The 15,417-nt window shown below is 65.9% G+C and carries 16 protein-coding genes and 1 tRNA gene; 14 read left to right on the top strand and 3 right to left on the bottom strand.

Features of this window, described 5'->3' with window-relative positions; all coding sequences use genetic code 11:
• Window positions 1–111 precede the first annotated feature (111 nt).
• On the bottom strand, window positions 112–1,260 hold the full coding sequence (locus tag SPK54_RS13010) for a pyridoxal phosphate-dependent aminotransferase (protein WP_330948315.1): 1,149 nt from the start codon (window positions 1,258–1,260) through the stop codon (window positions 112–114).
• A 114-nt stretch (window positions 1,261–1,374) separates the two neighbouring features.
• Between SPK54_RS13010 and ccmA the strand changes: the two genes are divergently transcribed.
• The 13 genes from ccmA to SPK54_RS12945 all read left to right on the top strand — a co-directional run bounded on the left by ccmA (window position 1,375) and on the right by SPK54_RS12945 (window position 11,609).
• A complete protein-coding gene (gene ccmA / locus SPK54_RS13005) occupies window positions 1,375–2,022 on the top strand; it encodes a heme ABC exporter ATP-binding protein CcmA (protein ID WP_330948314.1) in 648 nt (215 codons plus the stop codon).
• Window positions 2,019–2,690, top strand: a complete 672-nt coding sequence (ccmB, locus tag SPK54_RS13000) for a heme exporter protein CcmB (RefSeq protein ID WP_330948313.1) — start codon at window positions 2,019–2,021, stop codon at window positions 2,688–2,690. Before ccmA ends, ccmB begins: the two co-directional genes overlap by 4 nt.
• Entirely contained in the window at window positions 2,687–3,376 is a 690-nt protein-coding gene (gene azu / locus SPK54_RS12995; protein ID WP_330948312.1) for an azurin, read from the top strand. Before ccmB ends, azu begins: the two co-directional genes overlap by 4 nt.
• 133 nt (window positions 3,377–3,509) lie before the next feature.
• On the top strand, window positions 3,510–4,262 hold the full coding sequence (locus SPK54_RS12990; RefSeq protein WP_330948311.1) for a heme ABC transporter permease: 753 nt from the start codon (window positions 3,510–3,512) through the stop codon (window positions 4,260–4,262).
• Complete coding sequence (gene ccmD / locus SPK54_RS12985) at window positions 4,259–4,435, top strand: heme exporter protein CcmD (protein ID WP_330948310.1); 177 nt, start codon at window positions 4,259–4,261, stop codon at window positions 4,433–4,435. The genes SPK54_RS12990 and ccmD overlap by 4 nt, the downstream gene beginning before the upstream one ends.
• 10 nt (window positions 4,436–4,445) lie before the next feature.
• The gene (ccmE, locus tag SPK54_RS12980) at window positions 4,446–4,934 is read left to right on the top strand and encodes a cytochrome c maturation protein CcmE (protein WP_330948309.1); all 489 of its coding nucleotides are present in this window, start codon (window positions 4,446–4,448) and stop codon (window positions 4,932–4,934) included.
• Entirely contained in the window at window positions 4,934–6,856 is a 1,923-nt protein-coding gene (locus tag SPK54_RS12975; RefSeq protein WP_330948308.1) for a heme lyase CcmF/NrfE family subunit, read from the top strand. The genes ccmE and SPK54_RS12975 overlap by 1 nt, the downstream gene beginning before the upstream one ends.
• Window positions 6,857–6,866: 10 nt before the next feature.
• Window positions 6,867–7,412 (top strand): DsbE family thiol:disulfide interchange protein, encoded by a 546-nt coding sequence (locus SPK54_RS12970; RefSeq protein WP_330948307.1) that lies wholly within the window; start codon window positions 6,867–6,869, stop codon window positions 7,410–7,412.
• Window positions 7,409–7,894 (top strand): cytochrome c-type biogenesis protein, encoded by a 486-nt coding sequence (locus tag SPK54_RS12965; protein WP_330948306.1) that lies wholly within the window; start codon window positions 7,409–7,411, stop codon window positions 7,892–7,894. Before SPK54_RS12970 ends, SPK54_RS12965 begins: the two co-directional genes overlap by 4 nt.
• Entirely contained in the window at window positions 7,894–8,895 is a 1,002-nt protein-coding gene (locus SPK54_RS12960; protein WP_330948305.1) for a tetratricopeptide repeat protein, read from the top strand. Before SPK54_RS12965 ends, SPK54_RS12960 begins: the two co-directional genes overlap by 1 nt.
• Before the next feature lie 89 nt (window positions 8,896–8,984).
• The gene (locus SPK54_RS12955; RefSeq protein ID WP_330948304.1) at window positions 8,985–10,139 is read left to right on the top strand and encodes a homoserine O-acetyltransferase; all 1,155 of its coding nucleotides are present in this window, start codon (window positions 8,985–8,987) and stop codon (window positions 10,137–10,139) included.
• Between the two features lie 176 nt (window positions 10,140–10,315).
• Window positions 10,316–11,497 (top strand): phage integrase SAM-like domain-containing protein, encoded by a 1,182-nt coding sequence (locus tag SPK54_RS12950; protein ID WP_330948303.1) that lies wholly within the window; start codon window positions 10,316–10,318, stop codon window positions 11,495–11,497.
• 26 nt (window positions 11,498–11,523) lie between these two features.
• A tRNA-Leu gene (locus SPK54_RS12945) sits at window positions 11,524–11,609 on the top strand.
• 40 nt (window positions 11,610–11,649) lie between these two features.
• On the opposite strand, the gene SPK54_RS12940 is transcribed toward SPK54_RS12945, so the two are convergent.
• Entirely contained in the window at window positions 11,650–12,738 is a 1,089-nt protein-coding gene (locus tag SPK54_RS12940; RefSeq protein WP_330948302.1) for a DUF2939 domain-containing protein, read from the bottom strand.
• A gap of 89 nt (window positions 12,739–12,827) precedes the next feature.
• The gene (locus SPK54_RS12935) at window positions 12,828–13,427 is read right to left on the bottom strand and encodes a site-specific integrase (protein WP_330948301.1); all 600 of its coding nucleotides are present in this window, start codon (window positions 13,425–13,427) and stop codon (window positions 12,828–12,830) included.
• A gap of 1,104 nt (window positions 13,428–14,531) precedes the next feature.
• Here SPK54_RS12935 and SPK54_RS12930 point away from each other — a divergent pair.
• Window positions 14,532–15,395, top strand: a complete 864-nt coding sequence (locus SPK54_RS12930; protein WP_330948300.1) for a hypothetical protein — start codon at window positions 14,532–14,534, stop codon at window positions 15,393–15,395.
• Window positions 15,396–15,417: the final 22 nt, after the last annotated feature.

Raw genomic sequence — 15,417 nt, 5'->3', positions numbered from 1 at the left:
GAGGACTGCTCCGGCACAAGACTTCAATACGGTGCGCAGCAACCGCCAGAACAGCAACTGAGGCCTCTTTGCGGAAGGAGCCTGCTGCGCACCTTCCGCAGCGTCAGCACGCTACAGCCGCGCCAGCCGCTCGATCGCCGCTCCCACCGTCTCATCGTTCTTGGCGAAGCACAGCCGCAGCAGGCACTGCCCGGCCGGCGGCGCCGCATAGAACGGCGACAGCGGAATGCCGGTCACGCCGTGTTCGATCGTCAGCCAGCGCGCGAACTCCAGGTCCGGCAGGTCGCTGACGGCGGAATAGTCCACCAGCTGGAAATACCCGCCCGGCACCGCCAGCGGCCTGAACCGGGTGGCGGCCAGCTGCGCGCGGAAGCGGTCGCGCTTGTCCTGGTAGAACGCGCCCAGCTGCTCGTAGTGTTCCGGCTCCTGCGCGATCATCTCGGCAAAGGCGTGTTGCGACGGCGCGAAGCTGCAGAACACGTTGTATTGGTGGACCTTGCGGAACTCCGCCGACAGCGCCGGCGGCGCGATCGCGTAGCCCAGCTTCCAGCCGGTGCAGTGGTAGGTCTTGCCGAAGCTGGAAATGACGAAGCTGCGCTCGCGCAGGTCCGGGTACAGCAGCGCGGACTCATGGCGGGCGCCGTCGAACACGATGTGCTCGTAGACCTCGTCGCTGAGCAGCACGATGTCGGTGCCGCGCAGGAGGTCCTGCAGCGCCTGCATGTCGGCGGCGGTTAACATCGCGCCGGACGGGTTGTGCGGGCTGTTGACCATCAGCATGCGGGTCTTCGGCGTGATCGCCGCGCGCACCGCGTCCCAGTCGGGTGCGAACGTGGCCGGGTCCAGCGGCACGTGCACCGCGGTGGCGCCGGCCAGCTCGATGGCCGGCTCGTAGCAGTCGTAGCAGGGGTCGAGGACGATGACTTCCTCGCCGGCCCGCACCACCGCGTGGATGGCGTTGAAGATCGCCTCGGTGGCGCCGCTGGTGACGGTGATTTCGGTGTCGGCGTCGGGGCGCCAGCCGTAGCAGCGCTCGGTCTTGGCGGCGATGGCCTGGCGCAGCGCGGGGATGCCGGTCATCGGCGCGTACTGGTTGTGGCCGGCCTGCATCGCGCGGGTCAGCGCGTCCACCAGCCGCGGCGGCACCGGGAAATCCGGGAAGCCCTGGCCGAGGTTGACCGCACCGTGTTCGGCCGCCAGCTGCGACATCACGGTGAAGATGGTGGTGCCGACCTTCGGCAATTTGGTGTCTGGACGCATGATGATGCCGATTGTAGCGGGCATGCCAGTGTACGGAATCCGCGCCGGGCCGGATGCGCGCGCAGGCGCAGCCCGGTGGGCGCGCGCCGGGCTGGCCGGTAGAATCGGCGGCCCATGCCCGATTCCCGCACGCTTTCCCGACCCCTGCTCGCCGCGTACGGGCTGGCGTTCTCGCGCGACGAGACGCCGGTGTTCGGGCCGCTGGATTTTTCCGTCGATGCCGGCGAGGCGCTGCTGGTGCAAGGCGGCAACGGCGCCGGCAAGACCACCCTGCTGCGCGTGCTGGCAGGCCTGCTGCGCGCCGAAGCTGGCAGCGTGGACATCGATGGGCAGCCGGCGCGGCCCGAATCCCGCGCCCGCCACATCGCCTACCTGGGGCACCTGCCGGGCCTGAAAGCCGACCTGTCGGCGCTGCGCAACCTGGAATACCTGTGCGGACTGCATGGCCATCGCGCCCGGCAGACCCCGGAGGCGGCGATGGCCATCGTCGGCCTGGGCGGTTTCGAGGACGCGCCGCTGCGCACCCTCTCGGCCGGGCAGAAGAAGCGCCTCGGACTGGCCCGGCAGTGGCTGTCGCCGGCGCCGCTGTGGCTACTGGACGAACCCTACGCCAACCTCGACCTGGACGGCATCCAGCTGGTCAACCGGATGGTGGAGGCGCACCTGCGCGAAGGCGGCGCGGCGCTGATCACCACCCACGGCGCCTACGCCGCGCCCCCGGTGCGCACGCGCCTGCTGGAACTGAAGAGGCCGACGGCATGATGTGGCAGGCCGCCCGCGCGCTGATGATCCGCGACCTGCAGCTGCTGTGGGCGCGCCGCGGCGACGCACTGCAGCCGGCGCTGTTCGCACTGCTGACCGTGGTGCTGTTCGCGCTGGGCCTGGGCGGCGACGCGAAATCGCTGGCGCCGGTGGCGGCGGCGGTGCTGTGGCTGGCGGCCCTGCTGGCCGGACTGCTGGCGCTGGACAACCTGTTCCGCGGCGATGCCGAGGACGGTTCGCTGGAACAGTGGATGCTGGCGCCGGTGCCGCTGTGGTGGCTGGTGCTGGTGCGCACGCTGATGCACTGGGCCACCACCGCCCTGCCGCTGATCATCGCGGTGCCGCTGCTGGGCGAACTGCTGCACCTGCCGCATGCGCAGCTGCCGGTACTGATGCTGTCGCTGCTGCTGGGCACGCCGATCCTGAGCCTGCTGGGCGCGGTGGTCGCCGCGCTGACTGTGGGCATGCGCCGCGCCGGGATCCTCGTCGCGCTGCTGGCGCTGCCGCTGTACGTGCCGGTGCTGGTGTTCGGCGCAGGTTCGGTGGCGGCGCACGCGCAGGGCTTCGATGCGGTCGGCGCGCTGCTGCTGCTCGGTGCCGGGCTGGCGCTGGCGTTGGCACTGGCCCCGGTCACCGCCGCCGCCGCGCTGCGCATCGCCCATTCATGAAGCAGCGCGCGCTTGAGATGGATCAATGTTCTTTTAACGGATCAGGGATGACAATGGCGCGCCTGGCCGTTGCGGCCAGCCTCACATTCTCTGGAGCATTCGCAATGAAGTCCCGTCACATCCTGCTCGCCGGTGCGGTTGCGCTGGCCCTCTCCGCCTGCGGCAATTCGTCCGCGCCCGCCGACTCCGCCGCGCCGGCCGATACGGCGCCGGCTGCCGAAGCTCCCGCCGCGGCTCCGGCCGAGGCTGCTCCGGCTGAAGCGGCCCCGGCCCCGGCCGCCGCCAGCACCAAGCCGGCCGTGGTCGAAAACTGCGCCACCACCATCGAATCGAACGACGCGATGCAGTTCAACGCCGACTCGATCACCGTTCCGGCCAGCTGCACCCAGTTCACCATCAACCTGAAGCACGTCGGCACCATGGCCGCCAACGTCATGGGCCACAACGTGGTGATCTCGAAGGAAGCCGACATGGCCGGCATCGCCGCCGACGGCGCCTCCAATGCGGCCGAGCATGTCAAGGCCGGCGACACCCGTTCGATCGCCCACACCAAGATCATCGGCGGCGGCGAGTCCGCATCGGTGACCTTCGACGTGGCCAAGATCAAGGACGGCGGCCCTTACAAGTTCTTCTGCAGCTTCCCGGGCCACCTGGCGCTGATGCAGGGCAGCATCCAGGTCCAGTAAGCCGCTTCACCCGCGGACGGGCGACCCGCGCCGCCCGTCCGCTGCCGGAAATCCGGGTACCGGCCCGCCCGCGGGCTGGTATCCTTCGCAGGATTGCCCGCGGCGCGTCCACGCCGCTCCTGCAAAGGCCAAGATGTCTCCGCTGATCCGCTGGTTCCACCAACTCGGCTCGCCCCCGTACTTCGATCGCTTCGCCGCCCGCTGGACGCCGTGGGCGTGGATGCTGGGCATGCTGGCGATGCTGGTGGGTGTTTATGGCGCGCTGTTCGCGGTGCCCGCCGACTACCAGCAGGGCGACAGTTTCCGCATCCTCTACATCCACGTCCCGGCGGCCTGGATGAGCATGGCCATCTTCGCGCTGATGGCGTTCTATTCGGCCATTGCGCTGATCTGGCGGATCAAGCTCTGCGAAATCCTGGCGATGGCCTGCGCGCCCACCGGCGCCGCCTTCACCTTCGTCACCCTCGCCACCGGCTCGATCTGGGGCAAGCCGATGTGGGGCACCTGGTGGGACTGGGACCCGCGCCTGACCACCGAGCTGATCCTGCTGTTCCTCTACCTGGGCGTGATGGGCCTGTACGCCGCCATCGACGACCGCCGCAATGCCGCCCGCGCGGCCGGCCTGCTCGCCATCGTCGGGGTGGCCCTGCTGCCGGTGATCCGCTGGTCGGTGGTGTGGTGGAACTCGCTGCACCAGGGCCAGACCATCCGCGTGTTCGGCGAATCCAGCATGGACGCCAGCATGATGTGGCCGCTGGTCTGGATGATCGTCGGCACCAAGCTGTGGTTCGCCGGTTCGCTGCTGGCCCGCGCACGTGCCGACAACCTGCGTCGCGAAGCCGGCAAGGACTGGGTCGCGAAGCTGGCCGCCGGGGAGCCGCGATGAGCTATCGCGAATACGTCATCGGCGCCTACGCGGTATTCGCCGCGATGCTGCTGTGGGACTTGCTGGTGCCGAAGCTGCAGATCCGCGCCGCGCTGCGCGCCGCCAGGCTGCGCGCAGCGCGCCGGCAGGCCACCCCTCCCCCCGATACCGAACGCCCGCTGTCGCGGGACTGACCAGGACGCCATGCACCCCACCCGCAAACGCCGCCTGCTGCTGATCCTTGCCCTGGTCGCCATCGCCGGCGTGGCGACCACGCTGATCGCGATGGCGCTGCAGCGCAACGTCGCCTATCTCTACACCCCCCACGAAGTGCTGGGCGGCAGTGCCGGCGACAACGTGCGCAACGGCGACGCCCGCTTCCGCCTGGGCGGGATGGTTGCCAAGGGTTCGTTCAAGCGCGCGCCGGGCTCGATGGAAGCGCATTTCGACGTCGACGACGGCGATGCGCGCCTGCCGGTGGTCTATACCGGCATCCTTCCCGACCTGTTCCGCGAGAACCAGTCGGTGGTGGCCACCGGGCGCATGCGCGGCGACGTGTTCGTGGCCGAGGAAGTGCTGGCCAAGCACGACGAGACCTACATGCCCAAGGAAGTGGCCGACAAGATGGGCGCGGCGCACAAGAAGCACAACGTGCAGGACGCGAAACCGGCGTCGGCCGAAGGCGCGCCCTGATGCTTCCCGAACTCGGCCAGGTCGCGCTGCTGCTCGCGCTGGCGGTCGCGGCGCTGCAGGCGCTGCTGCCCCTGCTGGGCGCGCAGCGCGACATACCGGTGCTGATGGCGGTGGCGCGGCCTGCGGCATGGCTGCAATTGCTGCTGGTCGGGCTGGCGTTCGCCATCCTCACCTACGCCTTCGTGGTCAACGACTTCTCGGTGCAGTACGTGGCCGAGAACTCCAACTCGCTGCTGCCCACGCTGTACCGCTACACCGCCGTCTGGGGCGCCCACGAAGGCTCGCTGCTGCTGTGGGCGCTGGTGCTGGCGCTGTGGACCGCGGCGGTGGCGCGGTTCTCGAAGGCGCTGCCGCCGCCAGTGGTGGCGCGGGTGCTGGGCGTGATGGGCGTGGTGTCGGTCGGCTTCCTCGCCTTCCTGGTGTTCACCAGCAACCCGTTCACCCGCATCCTGCCGGCCGCGGGCGAAGGGCGCGACCTCAATCCGCTGCTGCAGGACCCCGGGTTGATCGTGCATCCGCCGATGCTCTATGCCGGCTATGTCGGCTTCGCGGTGCCGTTCGCCTTCGCCATCGCCGCGCTGCTGGAACGCCGCATCGACGCGCAGTGGCTGCGCTGGACGCGGCCGTGGACGAACGTGGCCTGGGCCTGCCTCACCCTCGGCATCGCGCTGGGCTCGTGGTGGGCCTATTACGAGCTGGGTTGGGGCGGCTGGTGGTTCTGGGACCCGGTGGAGAACGCCAGCTTCATGCCGTGGCTGGCCGGCGCCGCGCTGCTGCATTCGCAGGCGGTCACCGAGAAGCGCGGCAGTTTCGGCGGCTGGACGCTGCTGCTGGCCATCGCCAGCTTCTCGCTGTCGCTGCTGGGCACCTTCCTGGTGCGCTCCGGCGTGCTGACCAGCGTGCACGCCTTCGCGGCGGATCCGGGCCGCGGCCTGTTCGTGCTGGTCTTCCTCGGCATCGTGGTCGGCGGCTCGCTGGTGCTGTACGCGCTGCGCGCGCCGGATACCGAGAGCAACGCCAAGCCCTTCGCCGCCGGCTCGCGCGAGACCCTGCTGCTGCTCAACAACCTGCTGCTTACCAGCGCCTGCGCGATGGTGCTGCTGGGCACCCTGTACCCGCTGCTGGCCGATACGCTGGACCTCGGCAAGATCTCGGTGGGCCCGCCCTACTTCGCGATCATGTTCACCCTGCTGATGGCGCCGCTGGTGGCGCTGGTGCCGCTGGGCCCGCTGACCCGCTGGCAGCGCGAACAGATGTCCACGCCGCTGCGCCTGCTGCTGCCGTGGGCGGTGCTGGCGCTGGTGGCCGCCGTCATCGCCTTCTTCCTGGCCCCGCAGGGCCAGTGGAAGACCGCCGCCGGCATCCTCGGCGCGGCCTGGGTGGGCGCGGGCACGCTGCGCTTCGTCTGGTCGCGGCTGCGCGCCAGCGGACGGTTGACCCTGGAGATGTGGGGCATGGCCCTGGCGCACCTGGGCATCGCGGTGTTCCTGGTCGGCGCGCTGCTCGTCGAAGGCCTGAACCTGCAGCGCGAGCTGGCGGTGAAGGCCGGCGACACGGTGACGCTTGGCGACTACGCGTTCCGCTTCGACGGCATCGTCGAGACCAATGGCCCGAACTACGTGTCCGACCGCGGCACCGTGCAGGTGCTGCGCGATGGCCGCATCACCCACACCCTGCATCCCGAGAAGCGCCGCTATCGCGCCGGCGGCCAGGTGATGACCGAATCCGGCATCGCCCGCGGCGTGTTCGGCGATGCCTACGTGGCGATCGGCGAATCGCTGGGCAACGATGCCTGGGCGCTGCGCGTCCACGTCAAGCCGTTCGTGCGCTGGATCTGGGCCGGCGCGCTGCTGATGGCGCTGGGCGCCATCGTCACCGCCTTCGACCGGCGCTTCCGCAGCGCGCGCAAGGATCTCCAATGAAGGGCCGCGCATGAAAACTTCCCGCTGGCTGCCGCTGGCCGCCTTCGCCCTGCTGGCCGCGCTGCTGGCTGCAGGCGTGTGGATGAGCCGCAAGCCCAATCGCGACGCCCTGCCCTCGCCGCTGATCGGCAAGCCGGCGCCGGAATTCTCGCTGCCGGTGCTGCACGACCCCGCCTACACGGTGAAACTGTCCGACCTGCGCGGCCAGCCGTTCCTGATGAACGTGTGGGGCAGCTGGTGCGTGGAGTGCCGGGTGGAACACCCGGTGCTCACCAAGTTCGCCGAAACCAAGCGCCTCCGCGTGGTCGGCTACAACTGGAAGGACGAGCCGGCCGACGCGCTGCGCTGGCTGGAGCAGTTCGGCAACCCCTACATGGTGGTGCTATCCGACGTGGAAGGCCGTACCGCGCTGGATTGGGGCGTGTACGGCGCGCCGGAATCGTTCCTGGTCGACGGCAAGGGCATCGTGCGCTGGAAGCACGTGGGTCCGCTGACCGACGAACTGATCGCGAAGGAATTGCTGCCGCTGGTCGCAACCATCGAGGCGGAGCGATGAACCGGATTGCGAAACGCGCTGGCCGGCTCCGGATTGCGGGCCTTTCCCTGGCCCTGGTGCTGGCCTGTGGATTCACCCCGACCGCCTTCGCCCAGGCCAACCAGCAAGCAGACGCCGCGCCGCTGCAGTTCCACACCGCCGCCGAGGAAGCGCGCTTCCACGCGCTGACCCTGCAGCTGCGCTGCGTGATGTGCCAGAACCAGTCGCTGGCCGACTCCAACGCGCTGATCGCGCTGCAGCTGCGCCGCGAAGTGCTGGAGCTGATGCGCAAGGGCATGAGCGACGCGCAGATCAAGGACTACCTGGTGCAGCGCTACGGCGAATTCGTGCTGTACAAGCCCAGGCTGGAAGGCGGCACCTTGTTGCTGTGGATCGGCCCGGCGGTAGTGCTGCTGGCCGGCGCCGGCGTGGTCGCCGCCATCGTGCGCCGGCGCAAGCCCGCCGCCAAACCGGCCGCCGGCGACGACGAGCAGGAGTGGTGATGGCCGCTTTCCTCGGTTTTGCCGCGCTGCTGTGCCTGATCGTGCTGGCCACCCTGTTGCGCCCGCTGTGGCGCGACGCGCGCGGCGTGGCGCTGGGCATCGGCGCGATCACCCTCGTCTCCACCGCCCTGCTGTACCAGCTGGTGGGCACCCCGCAGGCGCTGGATCCGGCCTCGCGGCAGGCGCCGCGCACGCTGGAGGAAGCGGTGGTGCAGCTCAAGGCCGCGCTGGCGCGCGACCCGCAGCAGGCGGAAGGCTGGGCCCTGCTGGGCCAGGCCTACCTGCGCATGGAGGATGCCAGCAACGCCCGCGACGCCTTCGCCAAGGCCGCCAGGCTTGCGCCCGACAACGCCGATTTCCTCACCGAAGCCGCGCAGTCGCGCGCGATGGCCAACCCCAGCCGCACCTTCGACGCCGAGGCGCTGGCGCTGCTGGAGGCCGCGCTCAAGGCGGATCCCAACCATCAGCGCGCACGCTGGTTCCTCGGCGTGGCCCAGCGCCAGGCCGGCAAGCATGCGGACGCCGCCGCCACCTGGGCGCCGCTATTGCCGCAGGTGAGCGCCGACACCGCAACCAGCCTGCGCAAGGAAATCAACGCCGCCCGCGCCGATGCCGGCCTGCCGCCGCTGGCGGAAGCCGCCGCGCAGCCGGCCGCGACCACCCTGCTGAACGTCGAGGTGGCTCTGGATCCGGCGCTGGCCGAGCGCGTGCGCCTGCGGGCCGATGCCACGGTGTTCGTGATCGCCCGCCAGCCAGGTTCGCCGATGCCGGTGGCGGCGCAGAAACACGCCGTCTCGGAACTGCCGTTCAGCGCCGCGCTCAGCGACGCCGACAGCCCCATGCCCACCCTCAAGCTGTCGCAGTTGCAGGAAGTCGAGCTGGTCGCGCGCCTGTCCGCCAACGGCGATGCCAGCCGCCAGGACGGCGATCTGGAGTCCAGGCCGGTGCGGGTGGAATTGCCGGCCGACAAACCGGTGCGGCTGGTGATCGGCGCGAAGTGACCGCCGGCTCATGCCGGCATGCCGAAATGGCATGACCGCCCGCTTCGTCAGGGGGGATGATGGCCTACCGGTCTTCCCCCCGCACCGCCATGGCCGAATTCATTCCCCCCGGCACCCGCTGGTTCGATCTGCCCTCGCCGTTCCCGATGAAGCGCGGCGGCGCCTTGCGCGGCGCGCGTCTGGCATATGAAACCTGGGGCCAGCTTGATGCCGACGGCGGCAACGCCATCCTGGTCCTCACCGGCATGTCGCCGGATGCGCACGCCGCCTCCAGCGAAGCCAACCCCGCGCCAGGCTGGTGGGAATGGATGATCGGCCCCGGCAAGCCAATCGACACCCGCCGCTGGTTCGTGGTGTGCGTGAACCCGCTGGGCAGCTGCAAGGGCAGCACCGGACCGGCATCGCCGGACCCCGCCAGCGGCCAGCCATACCGTCTTGACTTCCCCGAGCTGTCGATCGAAGACGGCGCCGATGCCGCCGCGGCGCTGGTGCGCGGACTGGGCATCCAGCGGCTGGCCTGCGTGGTCGGCAATTCGATGGGGGGGATGGGGGCGCTGTCGCTGCTGGCGCGCCACGCGGGCATCGCCCGCAGCCATATCAACATCTGCGGCGCGGCGCGCGCACTGCCGTTCTCCATCGCCATCCGCTCGCTGCAGCGCGAGGCCATCCGCCTCGATCCGCAGTGGAACGGCGGCGCCTACGACGACGCGGACAACTACCCGGAAAACGGCATGCGCATGGCGCGCAAGCTCGGCGTCATCACCTATCGTTCGGCGCTGGAGTGGGACGGCCGCTTCGGCCGCGTGCGGCTGGACTCCGACCGCCGCGAGGGCGAGGACCCGTTCGGGCTCGAGTTCGAGGTGGAAAGCTACCTGGAAGCCCACGCGCGCCGCTTCGTGCACAGGTACGACCCCAACTGCTACCTCTACCTCAGCCGCTCGATGGACTGGTTCGACCTCGGCGAATCGCACGCCGGCGACACCGCGCGCGGGCTGGCCGCCATCGAAGGCGTGACCCACGCGCTGGTGATCGGGGTGAAGACCGACATCCTGTTCCCGATCCAGCAGCAGGAGGAAATCGCCGCCGGCCTGCGCAATGCCGGCTGCGACACCCGCTTCCTGCCAATGCCCTCGCCGCAGGGCCACGACGCCTTCCTGGTCGACGAGGCGCGCTTCGGCCCCGCCGTCGCCGGCTTCCTGCGCGCGCTGCCGGCCGCGGCCCTGCCCAATGGCAAGGTGGCCTGAGCGCGCCGCTCGGCTATACTGCGCGCCCGCGCCGGAATGGCGGAATCGGTAGACGCAGCGGACTCAAAAACCGCCACGACGCCATATTATCCTTTAATTTCAATAGGATAGCGTGGTGACGTTGTTACTTACTAGCTACTTACGTCAGCCGGAAAGGTCAGCTAGCATTGACCTCCATGCCCCGCGACGTCAGCCAGACTCCGTTCGATCTCAAGCGCGTACCGAACTGCGAGACGCTTACCGTCTACCGCATTCCGCGCTCGCGCTTCTGGCAATACCGCTTCCGCATCCCACGCGAGCGACGCTACAAGCGAGGCTCGACCCAAGTGGAAGGCGTCCGCGAAGCCATGACGCGGGCGAAGGAAATCTGGATCGAGCACTACACCACGCGCGAAAAGATGATCCCGCGCGAGAAGCGTGTCGAGCACCACATCAAGCAGCTTCAAGTCGAGCAGGAAAAGAAGGTCGCTCGCGGCATCCGCAACCCCCGCTTTGCCAAGGTCGATAGTCACCGGTTCGCCGCCCTCCAGGAGTTCTTCAAGGACGACGCCATCGACGCGATCGACGGTCAGCGCATCCGGGACTTCCAGGACCATCTCTACGAACAGAACCCGGACATCTCCAAGGCAACCGTCCGTCACTACTTCGTGGCGCTACGGAAGATCCTGAAACAAGCCGCCCTGTCTGGTTCGATACAGGCACTTCCCCAGTTCCCGGACGTTGGAGGCACCTCGGGCATCAACCCGCGCACAGGCTTCTCTTTCGACGAGTACAGGAAGCTGCGCGAGCACCTGAAGAAGAAGGCAGCCGAGGATACCCAGTACGCCGAGGTCTACGACCTTGTTCTGTTCCTCGCCAATAGCCTGCTACGTCCATCCGAAGTCAAGCATCTGACGCATCACAACGTCCGCCTCGGTAAGGACAAGGCTGGCGAAACACTCTTCGTCCGCCCGCCCAACCCGAAGGTCAAGGCGTACGACTACGAGACGTTCACCATGCCCGGTGCACTGGAAGCCTACAAGCGAATGCAGGCGCGTTACCCCGACAAGGACAGCCATATCTTCTTTGCCGACATCAAGAGCCGTGACTACGCCTTGCGCACGGTCGGCGACTTGTTCGGGCAAGCCTTAGAAGAGCTGAAGATGAAGCAGACCCCCGACGGCAAGCGAACTCTCTATTCGCTACGCCACAGCGGCATCAGCTGGCGTCTGGAACGCGGTGAGGGACAGGTGTTCGACATCGCCAAATGGGCTAGGACAAGCGTGGCGATGATAGAGAAATTCTATGCCAGTGCCTACCAGCTAGAGGCTGTCGCGCCGCAGCTACGCGCTCAGGGGCGGAAGCGTGCAAAGAAGTAGTGTGCCGGGGTATAATGCTGGCTTGTGCCGGTGTGGCGGAATGGTAGACGCAGGGGACTCAAAATCCCCCGGCAGCGATGTCGTGTAGGTTCGAGTCCTATCACCGGTACCAAGAAAAGCCCAGCTCACCAGCTGGGCTTTTCATTTTCCCGTCAGAGCGATTGGAGATGACCGATACGCTCCTTGTATGCGCGCATTAGACAGGGAACATCTGTGCAAACGTCACGCGTCGAGCTACGCCACTGGTTCTGGGCTTTCTTGAGCGCGTCCTTATTCGCACTGCGCGCTCGCGCCGCCGAGTAGACACCGGCTAAGGAAGAATCCAAACGTGCCAATTCGGAATCGGAGCAGATTAACTGCTCTGAGCGGGTAGCTGCTTTCGCGCAATCAAAACTCGGCGTCACTTCCTCGTCTTGCATAGCCTTTCTCAATGAGACGTCAGCCCACTGAATCGGCAGATCGTAACCGGGGCATTCAGATTCGAATTTGGCAACTGCGGCATCGCTAAAGTCTGCCGACGTGGAGTTTCGATAGATATTTCCACAGTACTGATCATCAGCTACTGGTTGTGCGCCAGTAGTAGCCGCGTCAGCTGCAGCCGCTGCAGAATCGGCGACAGCCTGAGCATAGTCAGCCGCTGACGCGTCGCTCTCAGCGGAACCAGCACCTGCATCAACATCATCACCGGAATTAGCAGCGTCGGTTGCAGCCATGGGCGATGACGACTTCTCGCCTGTCTTGATACGCACGTCATCGATCTTCCAACCCAGCCCCTTGCGGTGAAGAATGAAAGTCCACTCACCGCCATCCTCGCCAGGCATGGCTAGCTCAAACGAGTTCAACCCTGTGTAGCCCAACTTCAACTTGTCTTCAGAAAAATCGAGCTTCGGTGCGAAGCCGTCCATTTCAGACTTTCTTCCGCTGGTGTTTTTGTCGGACTTATCGTTCGACAGCATCGTGATCAGCGTCTCCGGATTTACAAACATCCCAACCAAGCCCTCGACCATCGCGACGCCTAGTTCAGCGAACGGATTGTCTTTCTCCTGCTTCATGTCCTTCAGCATTTCCCGTTTTAGGTTTTCCTTGAACACTGGGAAATCGATGTAGTCGTACATCGCTTGTGGATTCTTATCCTCGATCGAGCCCTTCAGCCCTCGCAAAGCAAGGTACGGGGATGCATAGACCCAGCCACCGACCAAAACCACTGCCACCGCCGTACCAATAACAGCAGACTTTTTCATCACTCCCCCTGTTGCTCGAATGATCGTTTTCCGTGTCGCAACTATGAATACTACTAGTAACATTCGACGTGTCAACCTAAGAATTTTTCTCAGATGAGATCAATCACCCGTTTCTGAGCGTCTGTATTCTTGGCGATGTAAAGCTGAGTCGTGGAAAGCGCCCGGTGCCCGGCTAGATCCTGGACGTCACGTAGCGACCCGCCAGCCTCGGAAATCCGCCTAGCCGCCATGGTGACGAAATGCCGCCGACCGCTATGGCTGCTTGCGCCGGTCAGCCCCAGCTCCGCGTAGATGGATCGAAACCAGTTCACGATGGACTGTGGTTTCATTCCGTCGCCGCGTTCGCTCCGTAGGATGAAATCGTCACGGGACGGCGCGGGCTTCAACTCTGCCAAGTACGCCACCATCGCGTCGCGGACGTCCGCCTTCAGTGGAATTACACGTCCGCTGAGCTTTTTCGCCGCTTCGTTCTCGAGCCGAAGCGTGGTGCCAACCTGCCCGCCCTCATCCAGCACCATCCGCCAACGTGCCTTGGCGATTTCCGCCGCTCGTAGCCCGGCGTAGAAGCTTAGGCATGCGATGACCCGGTTACGGCTTAGGTGGCGCCCTTCGTTGGCGACCCAACGGAGGAACCGCTGGACGTCCTTCTGGCTAATGTCGCGCGCGTGGCGTCTAACGGAACCAGCCATGATCGTACTCAGTAGAAAACCAGCTTTGACCTTACTTCGGGTACTCAGTCGGCGGTCGAACCAGCCAGAACGAGCTTGAATTCATCTGCAGGTTCAACGACTTAGCGATTCTCGGTATAGAACCCTGATTTCATACTGGGTTCTTGCGCCCCCCCTGGATCGACCAGGTCAAGGGGCGCTTGAACCGCGGTGGCGGCAGGGGAACCGCTAGGACGCGCCCGAGCGCTTGTCTAGCAAGCTCGCTAGCACTTACGCACCCTTCTGCCGAGCGGGCGCGCAGCGCGTCTGCCAGCGCCCAAGGGAGGCGAAGGACACGGTTACGGAGTGCGTCCTCATTGCTCCGCCCCCGCCCCAAGGTCGAGCACTACGACCAGCACCCGACTCTTTCCACGCCGCCAGTCAGCGACGGTCCTGATGGTTGCGTCATCCAGCTTGGACCCGGATACCAGATCAACGCGCAGGCGTCTGACGGAAGTACCCGACAGGGCTTGAACGAGCTCTGTCTTGGTCTTTGGAACGGTTACTTGAACTAGCTGCTTCACTGGACCTCCCCTCCACGGCGTGCGTTGGCTTCAACCAACGCACGGTCGATGGCGCCCCGAATGAAGACCGCCATGGATACGCCAGTTGCCAAAGAAACTGCCCGCACGTCCGCGAACAGACTAGGCGATCCGCGAAGCAGGTATGCGTGGCTGACGACCTTACTCATTGCCACACCCCACAACTCGCAATAGGGTCGCCATGAAGTGGCGCAAGGTCTCGACTCCATCTCGGTCGGCGAAGCTCAGCGCTATGTCTTGGTGGTGGCAGGGATGGTTGCTCAGCAGGACCAATCTCCTTCGTTCAATGATGCTCAGCTCCAGTGCTTCGTTTTCTGTCATCGCGTTATACCCCTCGTTCCTTTTCTAATACTATTGCCGCGCCCGACCCCGGGCGAACCTGAACGGCAGGCAACGTCGCCTCAGAACCCTTAAATTACAGGGGTTCTTGGAGCCATCCAGCCAGACCAAATTCCCACCGAGATCGGGACGTTCCGTTTATCGGTACGGCGGAGTCGCCGCCATACCCTATATATAGCTATCGCCCAAGCCGACCAGAGACCCAATGGCAAAAGACTTCGCCGAACTCAAAGCGACGAGAGCCGAGCAGTTCGCATTCCTGAAGCGAATCGCCCCCGCACACGGGGGGAAGCGCACAAAGACCGTCGTCCAACAGGCACTTCGAGCGTCTGGCTGCGACGAGTTAGCGGATCGAATGAAGAACTGCGATCGGGGAACCTATTGCTCGTCGATCTATTGCAAGCCTTGCCGTGATCGGTACGCGGATGCTCTTCGTGTGCGCCTCGCTGACCGCGCCAAAGAACGACACGACAACAGGCACGACCGGGTTCACAAGGCATTTCGGCACCTGACCGTCATCTTCGACGTGGTCGATCTGCGGAGCCAGGACTTCAATTCTGCGGTAGAGACGACCCGCGGACAGATGGCAGAAATAGCGGGATTGAACGAAGTCAAAGGTGCGCTGGAACGAGCGCGGGGAGAGACCAAGGCGATGCGCCGACGATTTCCCCAGCTCTGGATGCAGGGGGCATTCGAGATCGAAGTTATCGACACTGGCACCCTGTACTCGATGGCGTCGAACACCCGTAAGGCTAGGCTGATTCGCGCACTAATTGCCCGGCGGCGGGAACCCGAAGAAGCCGCTAGGACGCAAATCATCGTCCACTGCCATTGCGTGGTGGATGTCGCGGACGTTGACGCGGACGCGTTCCATGCATGGGTTCATGACCGATGGTCTCTTCCCCATCAGGCTCGCCTGTCGATGACCTATCACCCCGATAAGCAGCCCCTCGATACCAAGCTCTATAAGCTCGCCAGCTATTGCTTCAAGAATCGCTTGGAGTACAACTTCAGCGACGAGACCAGCGGGTGGGAACGTAAGCTTCCCCGATCGGCAGACACCCCATAAGTAGAACTTTCTGGCATGTTCC

Origin of the sequence: Thermomonas sp. LB-4, assembly GCF_036409385.1 — a bacterium.
GTDB lineage: Bacteria > Pseudomonadota > Gammaproteobacteria > Xanthomonadales > Xanthomonadaceae > Thermomonas.
This window is presented reverse-complemented; position numbering and strand designations above follow the sequence as displayed.

What these genes read in the sequence shown, in the direction of transcription:
- SPK54_RS12940 (WP_330948302.1), bottom strand. Translation starts at nt 12,738, where the DNA reads ATGAAAAAGTCTGCTGTTATTGGTACGGCGGTGGCAGTGGTTTTGGTC.
- ccmA (WP_330948314.1), top strand. Translation starts at nt 1,375, where the DNA reads ATGCCCGATTCCCGCACGCTTTCCCGACCCCTGCTCGCCGCGTACGGG.
- SPK54_RS12935 (WP_330948301.1), bottom strand. Translation starts at nt 13,427, where the DNA reads ATGGCTGGTTCCGTTAGACGCCACGCGCGCGACATTAGCCAGAAGGAC.
- SPK54_RS12930 (WP_330948300.1), top strand. Translation starts at nt 14,532, where the DNA reads ATGGCAAAAGACTTCGCCGAACTCAAAGCGACGAGAGCCGAGCAGTTC.
- SPK54_RS12950 (WP_330948303.1), top strand. Translation starts at nt 10,316, where the DNA reads ATGCCCCGCGACGTCAGCCAGACTCCGTTCGATCTCAAGCGCGTACCG.
- ccmE (WP_330948309.1), top strand. Translation starts at nt 4,446, where the DNA reads ATGCACCCCACCCGCAAACGCCGCCTGCTGCTGATCCTTGCCCTGGTC.
- SPK54_RS12965 (WP_330948306.1), top strand. Translation starts at nt 7,409, where the DNA reads ATGAACCGGATTGCGAAACGCGCTGGCCGGCTCCGGATTGCGGGCCTT.
- azu (WP_330948312.1), top strand. Translation starts at nt 2,687, where the DNA reads ATGAAGCAGCGCGCGCTTGAGATGGATCAATGTTCTTTTAACGGATCA.
- SPK54_RS12975 (WP_330948308.1), top strand. Translation starts at nt 4,934, where the DNA reads ATGCTTCCCGAACTCGGCCAGGTCGCGCTGCTGCTCGCGCTGGCGGTC.
- ccmB (WP_330948313.1), top strand. Translation starts at nt 2,019, where the DNA reads ATGATGTGGCAGGCCGCCCGCGCGCTGATGATCCGCGACCTGCAGCTG.
- SPK54_RS12955 (WP_330948304.1), top strand. Translation starts at nt 8,985, where the DNA reads ATGGCCGAATTCATTCCCCCCGGCACCCGCTGGTTCGATCTGCCCTCG.
- SPK54_RS12970 (WP_330948307.1), top strand. Translation starts at nt 6,867, where the DNA reads ATGAAAACTTCCCGCTGGCTGCCGCTGGCCGCCTTCGCCCTGCTGGCC.
- ccmD (WP_330948310.1), top strand. Translation starts at nt 4,259, where the DNA reads ATGAGCTATCGCGAATACGTCATCGGCGCCTACGCGGTATTCGCCGCG.
- SPK54_RS13010 (WP_330948315.1), bottom strand. Translation starts at nt 1,260, where the DNA reads ATGCGTCCAGACACCAAATTGCCGAAGGTCGGCACCACCATCTTCACC.
- SPK54_RS12960 (WP_330948305.1), top strand. Translation starts at nt 7,894, where the DNA reads ATGGCCGCTTTCCTCGGTTTTGCCGCGCTGCTGTGCCTGATCGTGCTG.
- SPK54_RS12990 (WP_330948311.1), top strand. Translation starts at nt 3,510, where the DNA reads ATGTCTCCGCTGATCCGCTGGTTCCACCAACTCGGCTCGCCCCCGTAC.